Source organism: Halomonas bluephagenesis (assembly GCF_054790765.1).
The window spans coordinates 2,205,421-2,224,153 of record NZ_CP133631.1; the positions used below are offsets into that span (position 1 = coordinate 2,205,421).

The 18,733-nt window shown below is 54.0% G+C and carries 16 protein-coding genes; 4 read left to right on the top strand and 12 right to left on the bottom strand.

Features of this window, described 5'->3' with window-relative positions; translation table 11 throughout:
* The first annotated feature begins 202 nt into the window (after positions 1–202).
* Together REH51_RS09750 and REH51_RS09755 are read left to right on the top strand one after the other, a co-directional pair.
* On the top strand, positions 203–1,093 hold the full coding sequence (locus tag REH51_RS09750) for a sugar nucleotide-binding protein (protein WP_009723942.1): 891 nt from the start codon (positions 203–205) through the stop codon (positions 1,091–1,093).
* A complete protein-coding gene (locus tag REH51_RS09755) occupies positions 1,090–1,830 on the top strand; it encodes a lysophospholipid acyltransferase family protein (protein WP_009723941.1) in 741 nt (246 codons plus the stop codon). Before REH51_RS09750 ends, REH51_RS09755 begins: the two co-directional genes overlap by 4 nt.
* A 61-nt stretch (positions 1,831–1,891) precedes the next feature.
* Here the strand turns inward: REH51_RS09755 and fabB are convergent, their stop codons facing one another.
* Together fabB and fabA are read right to left on the bottom strand one after the other, a co-directional pair.
* Positions 1,892–3,109 carry a beta-ketoacyl-ACP synthase I gene (gene fabB, locus REH51_RS09760; protein WP_498935567.1) on the bottom strand — a complete coding sequence of 406 codons (1,218 nt, stop codon included), beginning with the start codon at positions 3,107–3,109 and terminating at the stop codon, positions 1,892–1,894.
* A 12-nt stretch (positions 3,110–3,121) separates the two neighbouring features.
* Positions 3,122–3,637 carry a 3-hydroxyacyl-[acyl-carrier-protein] dehydratase FabA gene (gene fabA / locus REH51_RS09765; RefSeq protein ID WP_009723939.1) on the bottom strand — a complete coding sequence of 172 codons (516 nt, stop codon included), beginning with the start codon at positions 3,635–3,637 and terminating at the stop codon, positions 3,122–3,124.
* Between the two features lie 274 nt (positions 3,638–3,911).
* On the opposite strand from fabA, the gene REH51_RS09770 reads away from it, so the two are divergent.
* Positions 3,912–5,750, top strand: a complete 1,839-nt coding sequence (locus REH51_RS09770; RefSeq protein ID WP_009723938.1) for a putative bifunctional diguanylate cyclase/phosphodiesterase — start codon at positions 3,912–3,914, stop codon at positions 5,748–5,750.
* Here the strand turns inward: REH51_RS09770 and REH51_RS09775 are convergent.
* The 9 genes from REH51_RS09775 to REH51_RS09815 form a co-directional block, all read right to left on the bottom strand.
* The gene (locus tag REH51_RS09775; protein WP_009723937.1) at positions 5,747–6,265 is read right to left on the bottom strand and encodes a DUF2878 family protein; all 519 of its coding nucleotides are present in this window, start codon (positions 6,263–6,265) and stop codon (positions 5,747–5,749) included. The genes REH51_RS09770 and REH51_RS09775 overlap by 4 nt on opposite strands.
* Positions 6,266–7,534, bottom strand: a complete 1,269-nt coding sequence (locus REH51_RS09780; protein WP_498935569.1) for a class I SAM-dependent methyltransferase — start codon at positions 7,532–7,534, stop codon at positions 6,266–6,268.
* On the bottom strand, positions 7,531–8,295 hold the full coding sequence (locus tag REH51_RS09785; RefSeq protein ID WP_498935571.1) for a DUF1365 domain-containing protein: 765 nt from the start codon (positions 8,293–8,295) through the stop codon (positions 7,531–7,533). The genes REH51_RS09780 and REH51_RS09785 overlap by 4 nt, the downstream gene beginning before the upstream one ends.
* Positions 8,292–9,647 (bottom strand): NAD(P)/FAD-dependent oxidoreductase, encoded by a 1,356-nt coding sequence (locus tag REH51_RS09790; RefSeq protein WP_009723934.1) that lies wholly within the window; start codon positions 9,645–9,647, stop codon positions 8,292–8,294. Before REH51_RS09790 ends, REH51_RS09785 begins: the two co-directional genes overlap by 4 nt.
* The gene (locus REH51_RS09795) at positions 9,644–10,429 is read right to left on the bottom strand and encodes an SDR family NAD(P)-dependent oxidoreductase (protein ID WP_009723933.1); all 786 of its coding nucleotides are present in this window, start codon (positions 10,427–10,429) and stop codon (positions 9,644–9,646) included. The genes REH51_RS09790 and REH51_RS09795 overlap by 4 nt, the downstream gene beginning before the upstream one ends.
* A 60-nt stretch (positions 10,430–10,489) precedes the next feature.
* On the bottom strand, positions 10,490–10,921 hold the full coding sequence (locus tag REH51_RS09800; protein WP_009723932.1) for a nuclear transport factor 2 family protein: 432 nt from the start codon (positions 10,919–10,921) through the stop codon (positions 10,490–10,492).
* Positions 10,922–11,028: 107 nt separating this feature from the next.
* Complete coding sequence (gene phrB, locus REH51_RS09805) at positions 11,029–12,441, bottom strand: deoxyribodipyrimidine photo-lyase (RefSeq protein WP_009723931.1); 1,413 nt, start codon at positions 12,439–12,441, stop codon at positions 11,029–11,031.
* Positions 12,442–12,484: 43 nt separating this feature from the next.
* Positions 12,485–13,405, bottom strand: coding sequence for a MerR family transcriptional regulator (locus tag REH51_RS09810; protein WP_186004654.1), 921 nt, complete (start codon positions 13,403–13,405; stop codon positions 12,485–12,487).
* Between the two features lie 219 nt (positions 13,406–13,624).
* A complete protein-coding gene (locus tag REH51_RS09815; protein ID WP_009723929.1) occupies positions 13,625–14,689 on the bottom strand; it encodes an NAD(P)/FAD-dependent oxidoreductase in 1,065 nt (354 codons plus the stop codon).
* A gap of 176 nt (positions 14,690–14,865) precedes the next feature.
* Here REH51_RS09815 and REH51_RS09820 point away from each other — a divergent pair, with 176 nt between their 5' ends.
* The gene (locus REH51_RS09820; protein WP_498935573.1) at positions 14,866–15,768 is read left to right on the top strand and encodes a TIGR01777 family oxidoreductase; all 903 of its coding nucleotides are present in this window, start codon (positions 14,866–14,868) and stop codon (positions 15,766–15,768) included.
* Positions 15,769–15,778: 10 nt separating this feature from the next.
* Here REH51_RS09820 and rapA read toward each other — a convergent pair whose 3' ends face one another.
* Complete coding sequence (rapA, locus tag REH51_RS09825; protein WP_498935575.1) at positions 15,779–18,724, bottom strand: RNA polymerase-associated protein RapA; 2,946 nt, start codon at positions 18,722–18,724, stop codon at positions 15,779–15,781.
* Positions 18,725–18,733: the final 9 nt, after the last annotated feature.

An 18,733-nucleotide genomic window follows, 5' to 3' on the forward strand; every position in this document is an offset into this window, starting at 1 on the left:
CCGTTCACTGTGAAATATGATCAAGTGTTAACTGGGGTTTGGGGTTGGACTGTACCGATGCCAGGGGGAATATATTTGTCCAATAAGGCTTATTGTCTTCTCCGCGGCATGTGCCGATTCGTCCGTTAACGTTTAGAATGGTCAGCTGGGGACGATCAAAATCGTAAGCGTGGCGACGACACGCCAAAGGAGAGAAGCCTTCGTGAAGTTGCTGATACTAGATGCAGGGCACTGTTTAAGCTTGGCGTTAGCCCAAGAAGCCAGTCGCCGAACGGATACTGAGCTTGTTATTGAGCAGGGTAGTACGATTACCTCAGCTCAGCTCCAGGCGATAACACCTGATGCGGTGATTATTCCGCCGTTGGCGCACCCACTTAGCATGGCACCTGCCGATGTAACGGCTCATGCCGATGCCGTTGATGCTTGTATGGATGCTTGCCAAGCACAGGGCATTGCGTTGGTGTGGTGTGTTTCAGACCAGCTTTACGAAGACGGTTTTGAGATCCCTATTGATGAACATGTGGTACCTGCCCCACGGGATGAGAGCCTGCGCCGCTTGGTGCAAGCGGGTGATCGTATCCGTGCTGAGTATCACCGGCACCTAATCGTTCGTTTGGGCCCCCTGTTTGCGCTGGAAGGCAGCCATGCGTGGCTAAACGAAATAATCGATAGTTTGATGATAGGGCAACCTGCGCGTGCCGCTGAAGATGTCATTTTTTGCCCTACGTCTGCCGATGCCGTCGCCATGGCGTTGATAGGCATGCTGCAGCAGCAAGTCTGTGGGGCCGATGCTTGGGGGGCTTACCACTTAGCGGGTACAGAGCCAGTTAGCGCGTTTACGTTTACCTCAATGGTGCGCACTCAGTTGGCAACCCATTTGGAAGGACGCGGTGAAAACGTGGCACTTGGCGATGTGCAAGCACTTAATCATCACCATGATGCCAAGCTACGGCGAGTATTAAATTGCCGGCGTGTGCTCGATGTGTTTGGTGTACATCAAAAGCCGTGGCGGTTGGAGGTAGGGCGTATGCTGGATGCTTGGTGTTTGACGCGGGAACAACAGCAGGGCGAAGGGACAGGAGAGTTGGCTTGATCAATCTGGTTCGCAGCTTGGTTTTTTACGCGGGGTATTTTTCGGCCATGCTGTTGATTGGCATGCTATTTTTGCCAATTGCGCCGTTCCTGCCGTTGGCTGCCCGTTATCGCTTGTTGAATCTCTATAACCATTTTTTGATGGTGTGGTTCAAAGTGGCGTGTGGCGTTCGTTATGACATTCAGGGGCGAGAAAATATTCCGGCTGGCCCCTGTGTAATTCAGGCAAACCACCAATGCGAGTGGGAAACGGTGTTTCTGCAGGTGATGAAGCCGCCAGTGTGCACGGTTCTAAAGCAAGAGTTACTGCGACTCCCTATTTTTGGTTGGGGGTTACGTCTGTTGCGGCCGATTAGTCTGGATCGCTCTAAGCCTGCCCGCGCTATGAAGCAGGTGTTGACGCAAGGCGTCGCGCGACTGGGAACTGGGCTTTCAGTGCTCATTTTTCCAGAGGGAACGCGTGTCGACCCGGGCATCCGTAAGCGCTACAACAAGAGTGGTAGCGTGGTGGCTTGCCGAGCAGGTGTGCCGGTGCTGCCAGTGGCGCACAATGCTGGTGAGCGCTGGCCTGGGCGTCATTGGGTAAAGCGCCCAGGTGTGCTAAGGGTTCGTATCGGTGCGCCTATAGAAACTGCAGGCCGTACACCTGACGAAGTGCTGGTAGATGTTGAAGCCTGGATTGAAGGGCAGTTGCAAGAGATTTCAGATGTGCCTCGGCCAACCTCTCGTTCAACATAAAAACGGCGCCTTAAGGCGCCGTTTTTACATCGTGTTGCGACGTACATCGCATTACCAGGAATCAGCCATCAAAGCGCTGAAAAACCAAACAAGCGTTAGTACCGCCAAACCCAAAGCTGTTGGAAAGCACCCGGTCGATGGTAACGCCGTCACGCCGTTCTCTAACGATGTCGAACCCATCCGCCTGCTCATCGAGTTGCTCGATATTAGCTGAGGCAGCGACGAAGTCGTGTTGCATCATTAGCAGTGAATAAATCGCCTCTTGAACGCCGGTTGCGCCTAACGAATGGCCGGTAAGCGACTTGGTTGAGCTCATGGCAGGTGTTGTATTGCCAAAGACCTCACGAATCGCCTTCAACTCTGCAACATCGCCCACTGGCGTAGACGTTCCGTGGGTGTTGATGTAATCAATATCGCCCTGAACCGTCGCCATGGCCTGACGCATGCAGCGCGTGGCACCTTCACCGGAAGGGCCAACCATATCGTGGCCGTCGGAGGTAGCACCATAGCCAACCAATTCGCCATATATCTTGGCACCACGAGCTTTAGCGTGCTCCAGTTCTTCAAGCACTAACATGCCGCCACCGCCAGCGATGACAAACCCATCGCGGGCCTGATCGTAGGGGCGAGAGGCCTTTTCTGGCGTATCGTTGTAATGCGTTGAAAGGGCTCCCATCGCATCGAATAAGCAAGACAGGGTCCAGTGCTCTTCTTCGCCACCACCGGCAAACACGACATCCTGTTTGCCTAGCTGGATTTGCTCCATCGCACTACCAATGCAGTGAGCAGAGGTTGCGCAGGCAGACGAGATAGAAAAGTTTACGCCTTTGATCTTGAACGGCGTTGCCAAGCATGCCGACACGGTGCTACCCATTGTGCGGGTAACTCGGTACGGCCCCACACGGCGTAGGCCTTTTTCGCGCATGACATCTGCTGCTTCTACCTGATTTGCACTGGATGCCCCGCCAGACCCGGCAATAAGCCCAGTCCGTTCGTTGGACACCTGCTCTTCAGAGAGCCCTGCATCTTCAATCGCTTGTGCCATAGACACATACGCATAAGCTGCAGCATCGCCCATAAATCGGCGAAGTTTGCGGTCAATGAGGGAATCAAGGTCGATGTCGACGCTACCCGCTACATGGCTACGGAAGCCGCGTTCGGCGTACTCTTCCTTAAAACGAATACCGCTGCGCCCGTTTTTGAGCGCGTCTAAGACCTGTTGCTGGTCGTTGCCTAAGCACGACACGATGCCAAGGCCGGTGACTACCACTCGTCGCATGGGAGCCTCCTGTCAGAAATTCGCAGTGGAGGTGAATAGGCCAACGCGCAGATCATTAGCCTGGTATATATCGCGTCCGTCGACGGACACAGTGCCGTCGGCGATGCCTAGAATAAGCCGACGGGTAATAATGCGCTTCACATTAATGTGATACGTCACTTTTTTCGCGTCGGGTAGAATTTGGCCGCTGAATTTAACGTCGCCACAGCCGAGTGCACGTCCACGCCCAGGGTGGCCAAGCCAACCCAGGTAGAAGCCCACAAGCTGCCACATGGCATCTAGCCCCAAACAGCCTGGCATGACTGGGTCTCCGGGGAAGTGGCAATCAAAAAACCACAGGTCCGGGGTGATGTCCAGTTCGGCGATTAGCTCGCCTTTGCCATGCTCACCACCTTCTTCGTGAATGTGCATGATGCGATCAAGCATCAGCATGTTGGGAGCCGGAAGCTGTGCGTTTCCGGGGCCAAATAGCTCGCCGCGCGAGCAGGCCAGCAGTTCTTCGCGATCAAAGGAATGTTGCTTGGTCACTGAATCGTTCCGAGTATCAAGATGGTAGTTGGGTCTAGTCTACTTCCCGAAACCTCTGAATGCACGTCGTCGGACACTTATCGTGTTTTTCTACAGCTTTTTACCTATGTGCCGATAACAATTGTTAGCACTCTGTTATTTCAAATGTGCGATTTTGCACAATAAACGCCCTATTGACGTAATATGGTGTATCCATGTTTTTTGTTAAGCGGCATGATGCCATATCTGTTAACCATGCCCTATTTGGCTCATTTATAGGACACACTAACCCGCCATGTGGCTGCCTGTTTCTCTTAATCGTCCGCTGGTGTGGATGGCGTTAATAGCGCTGCCTGCTTGTGTGTGGGTGCCTGACACGGCGCTACGTATGGTGTCGGCCAGTTTGGTTGCATTTGGCCTGTGGGATGCTTGGAACCAAATACGTCAACAAGCTCTGCGGCTACGTCTTTCGCAAGATGCAATAGGGTTGGCGAGCGACGCCATTGTTATCAGCGATGTGCATAATCGCGTCTTGACGGTTAATCCCGCGTTTACCCAAATCACCGGCTACGAAAGCCAGGAAATGATTGGCCGTAAGCTAGAGACGTTAGCGGCTCCGCGTCACGATAAAGCGTTTTATCAGACGTTTTGGAGCACGTTAAAGGCGACTGGCCGTTGGGAAGGCGAGATGTGGAATCGCCGCAAGCATGGTGATGAGTACCCCGAGTGGCTAAAGGTTCGTGCGGTTACTGACAAGCGCGGCAAAATCACTCATTTCATCAATCTATTTACTGATATCTCCTCCCAAAAAACGCGCGAGCGTGATTTGCGTCGCATTGGCTATGAAGACCCGCTAACGGGATTGCCAAATCGGCGACGCTTACACGATCTGATGTCCTCTCGGCTGCGCCATCTTCGTGCAGGTGAAAGTTTGGATATGGCGTTGATTGATATTGATGGGCTTAAATCGGTTAACGATAGCCTAGGGGTAGAGCAGGGTGACCGTTTGCTGGCGCGCTTTGCTCAACGGTTAACGGGTTATATGGCTGGCAGTGAAGTGGGCAGACTCGGTGGCGATGAATTCATGGTGATTCGCACGACCACCTTCGACGATCATGATAGATGGGTGGCGACCCTTCGTGAGCACATGAGCCGTCCATTCGAAATAAAAGATCAATCGCTACGCTTGGGGTTAACGATTGGTAGCAGCCGTGCCCCAGAAGATGGAAATGAATCCGGCGTGCTTTTTCAGCGGCTGGAATCTGCCTTATATAGCGCTAAGCGCTTAGGGCGTAACCACAGCCAGCGGTTTCGCCCCGCGCTGGATAAACAAGATAACCCCCAGCTCGCCCTGGTGAGCGATTTGCGGGCAGCATTGATATCCGGTGACCAGCTTGAGCTGCACTACCAAACGCAGCATCATCCGGGGACTGGTGATTTGGTGGGCATGGAAGCGTTGCTGCGCTGGCGCCACCCTCAGGACGGTATGATTTCGCCGGGCGATTTTATTCCGCTAGCTGAACGTCATGGACTGATGTCCGAACTCGGTAGCTGGGTCATCGAAAAAGCCTGTGCCCAACAGGCTCATTGGCAGTACAGCGGTATGCCAAAAGTGGCTGTGTGGATCAATATTTCCGCGCTGCAGCTTTTTCAGGGAGACCTCGAAACTCAGCTGTCTAGTTGTTTAGAACGTTACCAGCTAAAGCCATCTCAAATTGGCCTAGAATTGACGGAATCTGTTTTGCTGGACGAGCGAGCCGGAGATATGGGACCACGCCTGCAGGCGCTGCGTAACCAAGGCTATGCGATTGCAATCGATGATTTTGGTACGGGCTATTCCTCGCTTGGTTATTTGAAGCGTTTGCCGGTGGATAAAATTAAGTTAGATCGTGCATTTATTCGCGAGCTGCCTCACGACCAAGCAGATGCGGCTATTGTAACGGCTGTGCTGGCGATGGCAGAGGGTATGGGGCTGGAGGTGGTAGCCGAAGGCGTAGAAACGCAAGCGCAATGTCAGTTTCTGATTGATGCTGGCTGCACGCTAGTGCAGGGGTTCTATTTTGCTAGACCGTTACCTGCTGATGAGCTTGAACAACGTTGGGCGCCGCAAATATTGGCTGAAGAAGTGTCCTAGCGAACGCCAGAAACAGTGGTCTTGTGGTTGACGTAACGACTGATGCCAAAACATAGCACTGCCCAAATAAGGGCCTGTGCAGGCAGTAGCCAGGGAGCCAAACTAACGCCGGTGAGCGTAGCACCGCCAACATAGGACAGCGGCCCGCTGACCGCACCGCAAACCGCCGCAATAACTGGATATCGCCACAGCCAGGCAAGCGAGTGGAATACCAGCGTGGCAAACAGAGGCCAAAGCATCCAAAGCCACAGCGGCAGCAAACCAGCCACCAAGGCCTGTTCACCGAAGTCGAAACCTCCCGCCATATGAAGGCCGCCATCCAGTGCCAACCCGAGTAGCGCTAACACACCAATAAAGCGCCATTCGCCGGGCTTAGCGCAGCGCCAAAAATGCCAGCCGAGCAGTACACTCCCTGTCATAGCAGCCACCCACGAGCCGCCCAGGACGCACAGCAACCAGCCTGCTTCGAAGCGTAGTGCATTGAACAGCAAACTTTGCCAGCGTGGGCTAGCCATTTATAGTGCGCCCGTTAACGGTTCGGGTTTTGCGGCTGGTTTCGCCAACAATAAGTGGCACGTACCAATAGAGCGCTCAATAAAGCCGCCTTCGCAGTAGCACAAATAGTAACGCCACATGCGAATAAACCGCTCGTCGTAACCCTGCTGCCTTATCTGCTCGAGGCTGGCTTCAAAGCGGTGCCGCCACTCGCGTAAGGTGCGTGCGTAGTGCTGGCCAATTTCGTCAAGCGCTACCACGTTCAGTGACGTTTTGCGCATGACGCTGGTTAGCATGGCGTGATGAGAAGGCAAAAAACCGCCCGGGAAAATATAACGTTTAATAAAGTCCATATCCCGTTTAGCTTCTTCAAACCGTTGGTCACGGATAGTGATGGCTTGCAGCATAGCCTGCCCATCATCAGTGAGCAGGCTGTCGACCTTTTTAAGGTAGGTGTTCAAATACTGATGGCCGACGGCTTCAATCATCTCAACCGAAATCAGTCGATCATAGCGGCCGGGTAGCTCGCGATAATCCTGCTTTAGCAGGTTGATTCTATCGCCGAGCCCCTCTTCTTGAATGCGGCGGGCGGTGTGCGCGTACTGCTCTTCAGAAATAGTAGTGGTGGTGACACGACAGCCACGGGTTTTAGCGGCGTGTACCGCAAGCCCACCCCAGCCGGTACCAATTTCCAGCAGGTGGTGTTCTGGCCGCACATCTAGCTTTTCGAGCATGATGTCGAGTTTATAGGTAGACGCTTCTTCTAGACTGGCTTCCGGATAGGGGAAAACAGCGCTGGAGTACATCCAGTGGCGTTGATCAAGAAATGTAGCAAACAGGTCATTGCCAATATCGTAGTGCGCGGAGATATTGCGCTTTGAACCGGAAAGGCTGTTACGTTGGAAACGATAGGCAGCGCCAAGTAACCAACGGGTAAAGCGGGCACTCCCGTTCTCCATGTTACCGTTTACGTGGTCAAGATTGGACGCAAACAAACGCACCAGAGCCACTAAGTCATCAGCGTCCCAGTCGCCATCCATATAGGATTCAGCCGCGCCCACTGTGCCGCCAAACGCGAGCCTTTTCCAGGCACGGGAGTGACGAATCACGACGCTCACTTGAAGCGCACCTTCCTGGCCGAGATGATGGCACTGATCGCCTTCAATTAAGGTAATACGACCACCCTGAAAGGCATCTAACTGAGCCATCAGGCGTGGTTTTAACCAGCGGGTGAAACGATCCTGGTTAACCGGTTGTATTTCAGGGGGTGTAGAACGCAGGGTCGTCATTTTGAAGTCTCCTTGCGCTTAGGGTGGTTATAAACGGGGTTACGCTTAAGCCAAAGCCGAAACGCTTCAAAATGAATTCCCGCGACTGTTTTCAGACTCATCCAGGGCTGGCGTGCCAGCGTCGCTAGCAGAACGCCGCGTGTCGCTGGGGCAGCCTCAAGCGTCAGTGTGGCGTCGAAATGGCGCTGCCCGCTCTGCCAGTTTTCCATGTGAAGATAGAGCTGATCGCCGGGTGAGTTGAATTTCCAGCGATAAGTCATTTCCATGGGGTTAAAAGGCGACACATGCATGGCCTTATCAAAGCTTGCATGATGGCTGTGGCGAGCCGTATCGACCTGGCAGGCATAGCAGGTACGCTCCTTCCAGGGCATATTGGTGACTTCACCAACGACAGCCGCCAGCCTGCCTAAATGGTCATAGGCGTAGTACATCGAAACAGGATTGAAGACGGTGCCAAAGGTGCGTAACTGGGTCAGTACGTAAATCTTGCCATTGGGGGCGCTGCCCAACTGACGAATTAGTTCCTCGCGTACCGCTGTACGTAATGGCTTATCGGTAGGGCTGAGATAATCTTCGCGACGAAAGCGTGCTAGTGCCGGTCTTCGGGCGCTAAAGCCAGGCACGTTGTCAAATAGTGTCGGCAACTCATCCAGGTGGAGCCACGCCATCCATACGCGGTAACTAAAGGCGTGCTCTTTAGGTGTGAAGCGACGATGACGCAAAGTACCGCGGTAAATACGCGAGCGAGGCGCGACAATCATCCAAGCCCCTCCCCAACGCTGTTGGTAGGCATAAGGTCATGGGCCGGTAGCGCCGTAGGCGTTGTTGGTGGCGCGGCTGCCTCATCACAACCTAGTGCTTGAGCAACCCGTAGCGCGCTCCATACTCCATCTTCGTGAAAGCCATTGCGCCAATAAGCGCCGCAGAAGTGGGTGCGCCGAGCAACCGAGGATATCTCGTCATGGCGCATTTGCGCAGCCTGCCCTTCCAAGGTGAACTGGGGATGGGCATAGGTATAACGTCCGAGCACCTTCGCGGGGTCAATGCTGTTTGAGTCGTTAAGCGTGACGCAAAAGGTAGTGTCAGCCTCTTCCAATCGCTGCAGAATATTCATGTTGTAGGTAACAGACACCCGCTCGTCTGCTCCTCTGCCATCTAAACGGTAGTTCCAGCTAGCCCAGGCGCGCTGCCGCCGAGGCAGCAGCGATGTGTCGGTATGCAGCACTACTTCGTTATCTTGATAAGGCATGGCAGCAAGAATGTCTTGCTCAGCGGGTGTCGGGTCGCCGAGCATCGCTAATGCCTGATCGGCGTGGCAGGCCAGCACGACATGATCAAATCGTTGCGTACCCAGAGCGGTCGTGACCATCACGCCTGTAGCGTTTCGCTCAATGCGCGTCACGGGAGTATTCAAGTGAATGCGCGCCGCGTAAGGCGCTGTCATGCTGGGAATGTAGCGTTTCGAACCGCCGACTAAGGTATGCCATTGAGGGCGGTGGTTAACCGACAGCAAGCCATGATTGCGGAAAAAGCGGACGAAGAATGTCAGCGGAAAGGCGCGTAGGTCGCCAATGCTCGCTGACCAAATGGCTGCTCCCATGGGCAGCAGGTAACGTCGCTGAAAAGCTTCACCATAGCCATGTTGGTCAAGGTATTCGCCTAGCGTCATGTTGCTGGGAAGGCGCTTGCACTCTAGGTCAGCCGTTGCTTGTTTGTTAAAGCGCAAGATGTCGCGTAAAAGACGATAAAAAGCGGGGCTGAGCAAATTGCGCCGCTGGGCAAACAGAGAACCTAGCGTATGGCCGTTATATTCAAAATCAATATTGGTTTCATGCACCGAAAAACTCATTTCGGTGGCCTGGCTAGGCACTTCAAGTGTTTCTAGTAAGCGCTGGAAATGGGGATAGGTCCAATCATTGAAAACAATAAAGCCTGTGTCGATAGCGTAAGACTCCCCCCCGACCTCTACGTCCATCGTAGCCGTATGCCCGCCAAGACGATCGTCTGCTTCAAAAAGCGTTACTTCATGCCGGGAGGATAAGTACCAACCCGCTGCCATGCCGCTAATGCCACTGCCAATAATTGCGATGCGCTGTGAAGCCATGCCACTCATTGTTGCTCCTCTTGACGTCTTGTCATGCGTAGGCCGATATGACGACGCAGCGCAGGCGGTAAAATTCCTAAAAATTTCACGAGATAGGTGAAGCGACGCGGAAAGTGGATATCCAGCCTTCCTTTAAAAAGACCGGCAATGATGGCATCGGCGGCTTGGTCTGCGGTGACTTGCATGGGCATTGGGAAATCGTTGCGATCGGTCAGGGGTGTTTTAACAAACCCCGGATGGATCAAGCTGACATCAATGCCCTCTTGGTCGAGGTCGAGGCGTAATGATTCCAGAAAGTAGCTGATAGCCACTTTTGAGGCACCGTAGGCTTCGGCTCGGGGCAGCGGCAAATAAGCAGAAGCACTGGAGGTGGCGGCAAGGCACGCAGGTTTGCCCTCTTTACGGGCAGCTCGTAATAGTGGCAGGGCTGCTTCCACGCCATACAGGGTGCCAAACAAGTTAGGTGTAAAAACCCGCTCAATAAGCGCCATATCAAAGTGCTGGGCATCGAGATATTCGCAGGTGCCTGCATTGAATAAGGCAATATCCAGTGCGCCCAACCATGTACTGATTTGCTCGCCAGCCGCAATCACTGCCTGGCGATCGCTGATATCAAGAGGGAGTGAATAAGCATTGGAATGGCCGGCGCACAAAACATCGAGTGCCTCTTGGTTACGGGCACTGAGCACGACATGATGACCTTGGGTGATGAGTTTTTTGGCAAGCGCTTCACCAATGCCTGACGTTGCACCCGTAAGCCAAATGCGCTGGGGCGTTTTCCATGTGCTCATCATGTTCTCCTGTGGCGGCCTGTTAGCATGCAACCTGCATGTGAATAAACGGGTCAGATCTCAGCTAATGCGCTGTTTCAACCAACGTATGACGCGTCCCATTATTGGCAAGTGTTCGTATAACATGGCCCCTGCATCGAAATAGTCGCGGTGCTTTGAAACCCGGCCATCTTCTTCAAACGTTAGCGCACTGCACCCCGCGACACGGATGGGTTTGCCATGGGCCAAACGTGGATGAATAAATTCCATTGTCCACGTTACAAATGCTTGATTAGCCAACTGTTGTTGCGTGTGATAAGTAAATTGGCAACGTTCAACGTTCTCGTACATGGTGTCGAAATAGCGCTCTAGCGCCGCGCGCCCTTCAATGTGGTGTAGCGGATCGTTGAAGACAACTTCCTCAGTATATACCTCGTATAGTTTTTCTGTACAGGTATTGTCTAGTTTATTAAAAAAGGCGCAAAAATTCGCCAAAGCTTGGTCGTTAGGCATCATGCGGTCCTGTAATGGTTAAGAAAAATAAGAAAGCGATGAGGCGAGGAGGAGGCAATAGATCGATTTGCATCGCCTCAGCATAGGCGATGCAAAAGAGAGGGCTGTTATTTAGAGAGCGCTTTAAAAGCATCCAGGGCGCGCTGGCGCGCTGCTTTATGATCAACGATGGGGGCTGGGTAGTCCGTCGAGTTCAGCATGTCCTGGGGCGGTGCATGGCGAGCTTTTGCAGGCAGTGGTTTTAGTGCGGGCAGCCACTGGGCAATGAATTCGCCATCTGGATCAAAGCGCGTTGACTGGGTAGTGGGGTTAAAAATACGAAAATAGGGCGCTGCATCCGTGCCGGTTGATGCCGCCCACTGCCAACCGCCGTTATTTGCGCAAAACTCACCGTCGATTAAATGGCGCATAAAAAACGCCTCCCCACGCCGCCAGTCAATCAGCAGATGCTTACTTAAAAACATGGCAGTAATCATGCGCAGGCGGTTGTGCATCCAGCCGGTTGACACCAACTGGCGCATGGCCGCATCGACGATCGGATAGCCGGTGCGGCCTTCACACCATGCTTGGAAGCCTTCGTCGTCGTCACGCCAGTTGAGCTGCTTGGTATGTTCTTGAAAAGGTTGGTAGCGGCAGACCTTGGGAAAGCCTACCGCTACGTGCTGATAAAATTCACGCCAAATAAGCTCATTCACCCAGGTGGTCAGTCCTGCATCACCATCGGCCAGGTGGCCACCATTTTCGCTCATCACTGCTTGAAGGCATTGACGATAGGAGATCATGCCTAGCGCTAGGTAGGGCGAAAGTTCGCTGGTGCCGCGCACCTTCGGGAAGTCTCGCTGCTGCTTGTAGTGCCGTCCACGAAAACGTAAAAAACGTTCGAGGTTGTCACTAGCAGCGTCTTCCCCAGCAGGCCACAGGCGTTCATCAACCAGTTCGCTATCAAGAGATGGAAGCGCGGGGAGTGGGTCGCTTTCGACTTCTAGCGGGGCTTGCACGCCTGGGGTGTCTCGTAAGGCAAGCTGCTCGGTCGTGACCTGTTTATGCCAAGCTTTCGAAAACGGTGTAAAGACGCCGTAATAATCGCCTTTTCCGGTCAACAAGCTGCCGGGGGCGAAGGCAACTGCGTCATGGTGGCCCTGGGCGGTTATCCCTTCTCGTTTAAAAGCATTGAGTACGGACTGATCGCGATGTTGCTCGTTCAGCGCATATTCATAGTTAAAGTGGAGCTGGGTAATCTGGTGCTCAAGGGCGATATCAAGCAATACCTGAGCCGCTTCATCATAGTGATCAATATCGCGGTGCAAAAGTGGAATATTCAGCCCGTTTAGCGACGTTTTAATCGCGGCAACGCCTCGTGCCCAGAAATCGAGCTTGGTAGCCCCGTGCCCATGATCTTGCCACTGAGCCACACTGCGCAAAAATACGGCCAAGACGGGGCCTTTGGCAGCCGCGGCGGCAAGCGCGGAGTTATCGTGAATGCGTAAGTCGCTACGCAGCCAAACGAGCTGCAAATTCATGCGATGTCCTTACCAGCGGTAATGTTAAATGGCACCCGATATTTCAGAGAATTCCCGATTCGCGTAGCAGAGGGCGAAGTCGTGCAATGGCTTGGGGGAGGTCGTCGCCTAACATATGCACAGGGCCGTCACGTAGCTCATTTTCTCTTAATCGTGCCACTTCACCACAGACCCCAATAGGGACATTTAACGCTTCTGCTGCCTGGGGAAGTGCGCGACCAATATAGTCGTCGCTTTCCCGCTGGCCGCTGGAAAGCAATACCATCGACGAGTGCAGTCGGGATACGGCCTGAGGAAGGTCCTCCAGCGCCAACGAACGGTCAAACATTTGTACGCGGTAGCCTTGCTCGCTGGCCATAAGTGCACACATCAACACCCACAGCGGGCCGGGGTCATCAGGCATCGCACTTAACAGGATTAACGGGCCGCGCGTTGCTTGGTTGGCATAGTGTAGGCGAATGCCTACCTGGCTACGCAGGAAGGCTTCGAAGGTACGGCGCACAAGGTCATCAGGCTGATCTGCCCATTTGGCTTCCAGCGTTAGAATAACGGGCTGCCAGAGCTCGTTAATCGCGACGCTTAGTGGATATAGCGCCAGACTCTGGTGGTACAGTGCTTCCAGTTTGGGGAGGTCAACCGCTTCTATAGTGGCCTGCAGTAACTGCTGCTGACTTGACCAGTCGCCAGCATTCGGTGATGGTGTTTCCACCGTTTCAGGTTGGTCAATTAAATCAGCTACTTGGCTAACCGGAACGCCGCGGTTCAGCCATTGCAAAATGCGCTCAATGCGAGTGATATCGTCTTGCGCGTATAAACGATGACCTTTTGGGGTGCGCTGTGGACGAATTAAACCGTAGCGACGCTCCCAGGCACGAAGAGTGACCGAGTTCACACCCGTTAAACGGGAAACTTCCCTAATCGGATAAAGCGGGGTATCGGGTGGGTGGGTCGCCTTGATGCTCATGGGCGCCATTGCCTCTTGGTTGCCTGCAAATAAGAGTGCAGGGATCTGTCAATAATTGTCGTGGCGGAGCTTCAACGCCTGACAGGCGTTTTGCCACATAATCGGGTCATCATTAATCGTCTAGATAGCTTTGCGCTATTATAGCCACCTTTGTACAACTTGTGGCTTCTGGGTACAACCTTTCCAATATGTTCGAAAAGTGAAGATTTCTTTCTTTTTTTAGACCGACCGGCCTAATAAGGCCTTGCCTAGCTCATCACCTGACAGCCAAGCATCTTCGACACGACTACCTTTGAAGCTGTCGCCGCAGAGTGCTAACCCACTCGTGCTGTATAAGTACGCCTGTTGACCTGCCTGCGCTGGTTGCGCATAGCGCCAGCGGTGCGCACCGAGTTCAATGACGTTCGGAAGCTTTGTGTTATTGGGCAGCAGCGACACAAATGCTTCCAGCAACTGTTGGGCAACGCTTTCGCCGTCACTCTCAATATGTAGGTCGCTCCAGTCCAGTTGAGCAAGCAAACTAATACTTTCTGGCTGATGTTCACGTCCAGGCTTAGTGTGATTGCGTGACGCTAGACGAAGCACTGAATGTTGTGTGTGAACGGTGTGCCACGCTGGCGCCACCTGCGTTATTGGCGGTAGCGGTTTCTCGAAAATAACCCAACCTGCCCAACATCCTCGTTGAGGCTTTGCTTCACAGGCAGCTGACAGTGTTGGCTCCCACTCTGCTAATAATGCTTTAGCCTGGGGCGGCGGGGCGCTGATAACTACCACATCGAAAGGCCCGTGTATTGATCCGTTGGTATCGTGAAGCTGCCAGCCAGCCGCCGTTTTATCAAACGCCGTAATGTGGGTTTCAAGCGTAATGGCGGCATTGGGTAGGGCGTTAAGCGTGTCGGCTAGATGACGGGTTACTGCACTCATGCGTGGCGCGCCGGTGTAACGCAACTGATCGTCATTGTGTGTTTGCCAGCCGGATGCGCTAGCCTGATAACGAGACGTTGGCCAAATAGCAACACAGCCAGCGGTTTGCCACTCGGCTACTTTATTAGCGAATCGTTCATTGCGCACGGTAAATGCCTGCGCGCCTAGGTCCAGTGCCGCTGATGGGCGTCGCTTGCTTGACATGCGGCCACCGGGGCCACGCGCTTTATCAAATAGCGCCACCTTAACTCCCTGACTGGCAAGCTGATGTCCGCAGGCAAGGCCAGACAGACCAGCGCCGATAATTGCCACTGAGTGGGCGTCAGAAAGTGTTGAAGACACAGGCAATTGTTCAGGCATAGGAGCTCGCGACGGCTAATTAAATGTGTAATGATCAATGTGTAGCGTTTGTGTATAGATATCGTACAATAAAATACGATGCAACGATCATTTAAATCGCTGCTAATCCCAGCTTTGCAGTTCAGCGTCTATGTGGGCATACGCTACCCACCTTATCAGGCCATAGGAGTGACACCATGCGGGTATTAATCACCGGAGGTAGCGGCTTTGTTGGTCAGCGACTCTGCCAACAACTCCTCACTCAAGGGCACGAGGTGCAGGTGGTTTCCCGAGCGCCGCACCAAGTGCGTGGCCGGTTGCCGAAAGCCTGCGATATTCGTGATAGCGCCCAGGCATTTATGGATACCCCCCCCGAGGTGTTGGTGAACCTTGCTGGTGAGTCGATTGCTGCAAAGCGCTGGAGTGATAGCCAAAAAGAGACGCTGATTCGCTCTCGAATCGACAGCACCCAGCAATTGATAACGCTTTGTGAGCAGCTCGAAGCCAATGGGCAAGCGTTACCCAAAGTGATGATCAGTGGCTCCGCTATGGGGTATTACGGTAATCAAGGCAATACGGTGGTGGATGAAACAACGTCGCCTAACGATGAGTTTGCTCATCGGCTTTGTGCTCAGTGGGAAGCGGCCGCCAAGGCGATTGAAGCGATGGGCGTTCGTTTAGCGATACTGCGTATAGGTTTGGTGCTTGAGGCGGGTGGCGGCACGCTGCAGAAGATGCTGCCGCCGTTTAAACTTGGGCTAGGGGGACGTTTTGGCAGTGGCGAACAGTTTATGCCCTGGATCCATCGCGATGATCTCGTGGCAGCGATTATGTTTTTGATGGACGAGTCGACGCTTTCAGGTGTGTTTAATGGCAGTGCTCCGCATCCGGTGACGAATGCTGAGTTTACGAAAACGTTGGCTAAGCAGCTTCACCGACCAGCGGTTTTCCCGGTGCCCGCTTTCGTACTAAAAGCGGGCTTCGGAGAAATGTCACAATTATTGCTGACGGGGGCCGATATGCGCCCTGCACGCCTGATAGAGGCCGGGTTCCCCTTTCAGTACCCGACGCTCGATAAGGCGTTAGAGGCCATTCTCTAGCTTTTCAGCGTTAGGCGTTGGGGTCGACAGTGATAATCACCCGTACGGAATCAAGCCGTAAGCGGGTGTTTTCTATCGCGTCGCTGAGCGCTTGGCGCTCTTGCCTCAGGGCCTCAAGTTCTTCACTACGAACGGCTGGGGTGTGTTCTGCCAGGGCGGTTAAGCGTGCGAGTTCTGCATCCAGTTGGGCTCGCATACGTGTTTCAGCGCTTTCCACGATGCTGGGCAGCTCACGTTCGGCTTCACCTTCACCCTGAATGAGGAGTGCACGCAGCTGGTCATGACGGCTTTTAATCAAGTCTCGTGCCAATGACTTGTTCACTTTCTGCAGGTTTTTGCCAAGACCGGTGAAGGAAATCTTACTGGTTAGGTTTGCGCCTGACTCATCAAGCAGGACGCGCACCGCCGTGGGCGGCAAGAAGCGGTTAAGGTGTAGTGATTTAGGCGCAGGGCAGTGGGTACGGAAGACCAGCTCAGCCATCAAGCGGCCGCTGGGAATGGCAGGGGGCCGCAACAGCGCCAATGCGGTGTTACCCATAGTGCCATCTAAGATGCGCTCCATCATTTCGCGTAGCAGCGGGTGCTCCCAAGAGAGTCGCTGAATGTCGTCTCGTGCAAGCGCCAGCGAACGGCTGTAAGTGGCTGAAAAGCCCTCTTCACCTTTCACTAACCCAGGTAGGCCGTCCAGCATGTGCTGGCTAGGCTGCAAATAAAGCAAGCCATTGCCAATCTCTTGGCTATCTACGCCAAAAATATCCAGTGCGCGTTCTACAAAGCGCGGCAACGCTGGGTCTTCATCCAGCTCACGCACCGCATCAATTACCTGCTGAGCACGGGCGGGGCGGCAGGCGTTTAGCTCTAGCAGGCGGTTACGGCCAGCGTCCCGTTCAGTCAATTTGGCGGTGAACATTTCGCGGGTTTCGTCGATGATTTCATTGAGCATTTCATCGTCAAGTAACGCATCGGCCAGGGCATCGCCAAAGGCGTCATATAGGTCGCTGCCAATGCCATGGGGTGCGCTGAAGGCATCCATGCCTTCGTGGTACCAGCGCAGCAGGCGCTCACCGGGGCTGCCGGTAAAGGTAGGCACGTGAAGTTCAATGGCATGGCGCTGGCCAATCCGGTCTAGGCGGCCAATGCGCTGCTCCAACTGGTCGGGATGCTGGGGCATATCAAACATCACCAGATGGCGGCAGAACTGGAAGTTGCGGCCTTCTGAACCGATTTCAGAGCACACCAGCACTTGGCAGCCATCTTCTTCATCGGCAAATGCTGCGGCGGCACGGTCACGCTCGACGAGTGAGAGCCCTTCATGGAATACCGGCGCGTGATAGCCACCTAGTACGCGAAGCCCTTCGGCAAGCCCTTCTGCGGTTTCTCTATGGTGGGCAATAATCAGTACTTTGTCGTTGGCGAAGCCGCTGTCGCTATCGTCGCTAAGTTTTTCCAGCAGCCAATTTACCCGTGGGTCGATATGCCACCAGGATTCGGTGTTAAGTGGGTCGTTGCTTAGCTCGCGGTACATAGTGTCTGGATAGATCAGTACGTCCGGGTGATCCATGCCCGTTTCAATCAGCAACTCGTCCAGGTAATCATCATCGCGTTCCAAGCGACGCAGCACGCGTCGGTAGGCCGATGGCAGTTCCAACTGGGCGAGGTGCAGGCGACGCTCCGGAAAACCGCCCACATGCCGGCGACTGTTGCGGAACATGACGCGCCCAGTACCGTGACGATCAAGCAGCGCATCGCGCAACTGAGCGCGAGCAGCATTCTGCTGTTCAGTACTCGCCTCAGGGTTGCATAACGTTGCTAGCAACGCTTGGCTGTCGCGGTCATCCGCTACATTATCGACCCGTTCACGCGCCTCGGCGGGATTGGGTAGCTCATCCAAGGCATCAATGGCTTGGGCAACAGCGATGTAATGATGCTCTTCGTCTTTGAAGCGTTCGATGTCGTGATAACGCTCGGCATCTAGCAAGCGCAGGCGAGCGAAATGGCTCTCAACCCCCATCTGTTCTGGCGTGGCAGTCAGCAGTAATAAACCAGGAATATCAGCGGAAAGCTGTTCGACGCACTGATACCCTGGGCCGCTGCCGTCAGGACTCCAGTCGAGATGATGGGCTTCATCGACGATGAGCAGGTCAAAGTGGCTCGCCAGGGCCTGCTCTTGCCGGTGCGTGTTGGCGAACAGCCAACCTTGACTAGCCAATACTATTTGGGCGCTTTCAAATGGATTAGCGCTACCGTGGGCGAGACTTTGCTGCTCATCCAGCAGGCTAACGTTGAGTGAGAAACGGCGTAAAAGCTCTACTAGCCATTGGTGAGTAAGGCTGTCTGGCACCAAAATCAACGCGCGTTCTACTCGGCCAGCCAGTAGCAGGCGGTGGAGAATCAGCCCTGCCTCAATCGTTTTACCAAGCCCAACTTCGTCCGCTAGCAAAACGCGAGGGGCATGGCGACCGGCCACTTCGTCAGCGATATAAAGCTGGTGAGGAATCAGGTCGATGCGCGGCCCAGCAAAGCCTAGGGCGCTATGCTGCTCGATGCGCTGATAGTGGTGCAGCGTGCGAAAACGCAGATCAAACCAGTCATTGCGATCAACTTGGCCAGTCACCAGCCGATCGCGCGCTTGGTCAAACTGCATGGTGTCGGCAAGCTTTGCCTCGGATAGCTCACGAGGGTTGCCGTCGCTATCTTCGCCAATATAAGTGATTAAGCCACTGGTCTCTTTGCTATCGTCTACGATCATCTGCCAGCCATCAGCAGAAATCACGCGGTCGCCGCTGCCGAACATGACGCGAGTCAAGGGGGCTTGGCGGGTGTTGTACGTACGGGTTTCCTGGCTGGCACTGAACAAAATGGTAACGCTACGGGCGTCGCAGTTAAGCACGGTGCCGAGTCCAAGCTCAGCCTCGCCGTCGCTAATCCAACGCTGGCCGGGAGAAAAATCGCTCATGATGCCTCG

Excerpts from the sequence above, each read along its gene's own strand:
- fabB (WP_498935567.1), bottom strand. The coding sequence starts at position 3,109 with ATGCGACGAGTGGTAGTCACCGGCCTTGGCATCGTGTCGTGCTTAGGC.
- REH51_RS09770 (WP_009723938.1), top strand. The coding sequence starts at position 3,912 with ATGTGGCTGCCTGTTTCTCTTAATCGTCCGCTGGTGTGGATGGCGTTA.
- REH51_RS09775 (WP_009723937.1), bottom strand. The coding sequence starts at position 6,265 with ATGGCTAGCCCACGCTGGCAAAGTTTGCTGTTCAATGCACTACGCTTC.
- REH51_RS09780 (WP_498935569.1), bottom strand. The coding sequence starts at position 7,534 with ATGACGACCCTGCGTTCTACACCCCCTGAAATACAACCGGTTAACCAG.
- REH51_RS09785 (WP_498935571.1), bottom strand. The coding sequence starts at position 8,295 with ATGATTGTCGCGCCTCGCTCGCGTATTTACCGCGGTACTTTGCGTCAT.
- REH51_RS09790 (WP_009723934.1), bottom strand. The coding sequence starts at position 9,647 with ATGAGTGGCATGGCTTCACAGCGCATCGCAATTATTGGCAGTGGCATT.
- REH51_RS09795 (WP_009723933.1), bottom strand. The coding sequence starts at position 10,429 with ATGAGCACATGGAAAACGCCCCAGCGCATTTGGCTTACGGGTGCAACG.
- REH51_RS09800 (WP_009723932.1), bottom strand. The coding sequence starts at position 10,921 with ATGCCTAACGACCAAGCTTTGGCGAATTTTTGCGCCTTTTTTAATAAA.
- phrB (WP_009723931.1), bottom strand. The coding sequence starts at position 12,441 with ATGAATTTGCAGCTCGTTTGGCTGCGTAGCGACTTACGCATTCACGAT.
- REH51_RS09810 (WP_186004654.1), bottom strand. The coding sequence starts at position 13,405 with ATGAGCATCAAGGCGACCCACCCACCCGATACCCCGCTTTATCCGATT.
- REH51_RS09815 (WP_009723929.1), bottom strand. The coding sequence starts at position 14,689 with ATGCCTGAACAATTGCCTGTGTCTTCAACACTTTCTGACGCCCACTCA.
- REH51_RS09820 (WP_498935573.1), top strand. The coding sequence starts at position 14,866 with ATGCGGGTATTAATCACCGGAGGTAGCGGCTTTGTTGGTCAGCGACTC.
- rapA (WP_498935575.1), bottom strand. The coding sequence starts at position 18,724 with ATGAGCGATTTTTCTCCCGGCCAGCGTTGGATTAGCGACGGCGAGGCT.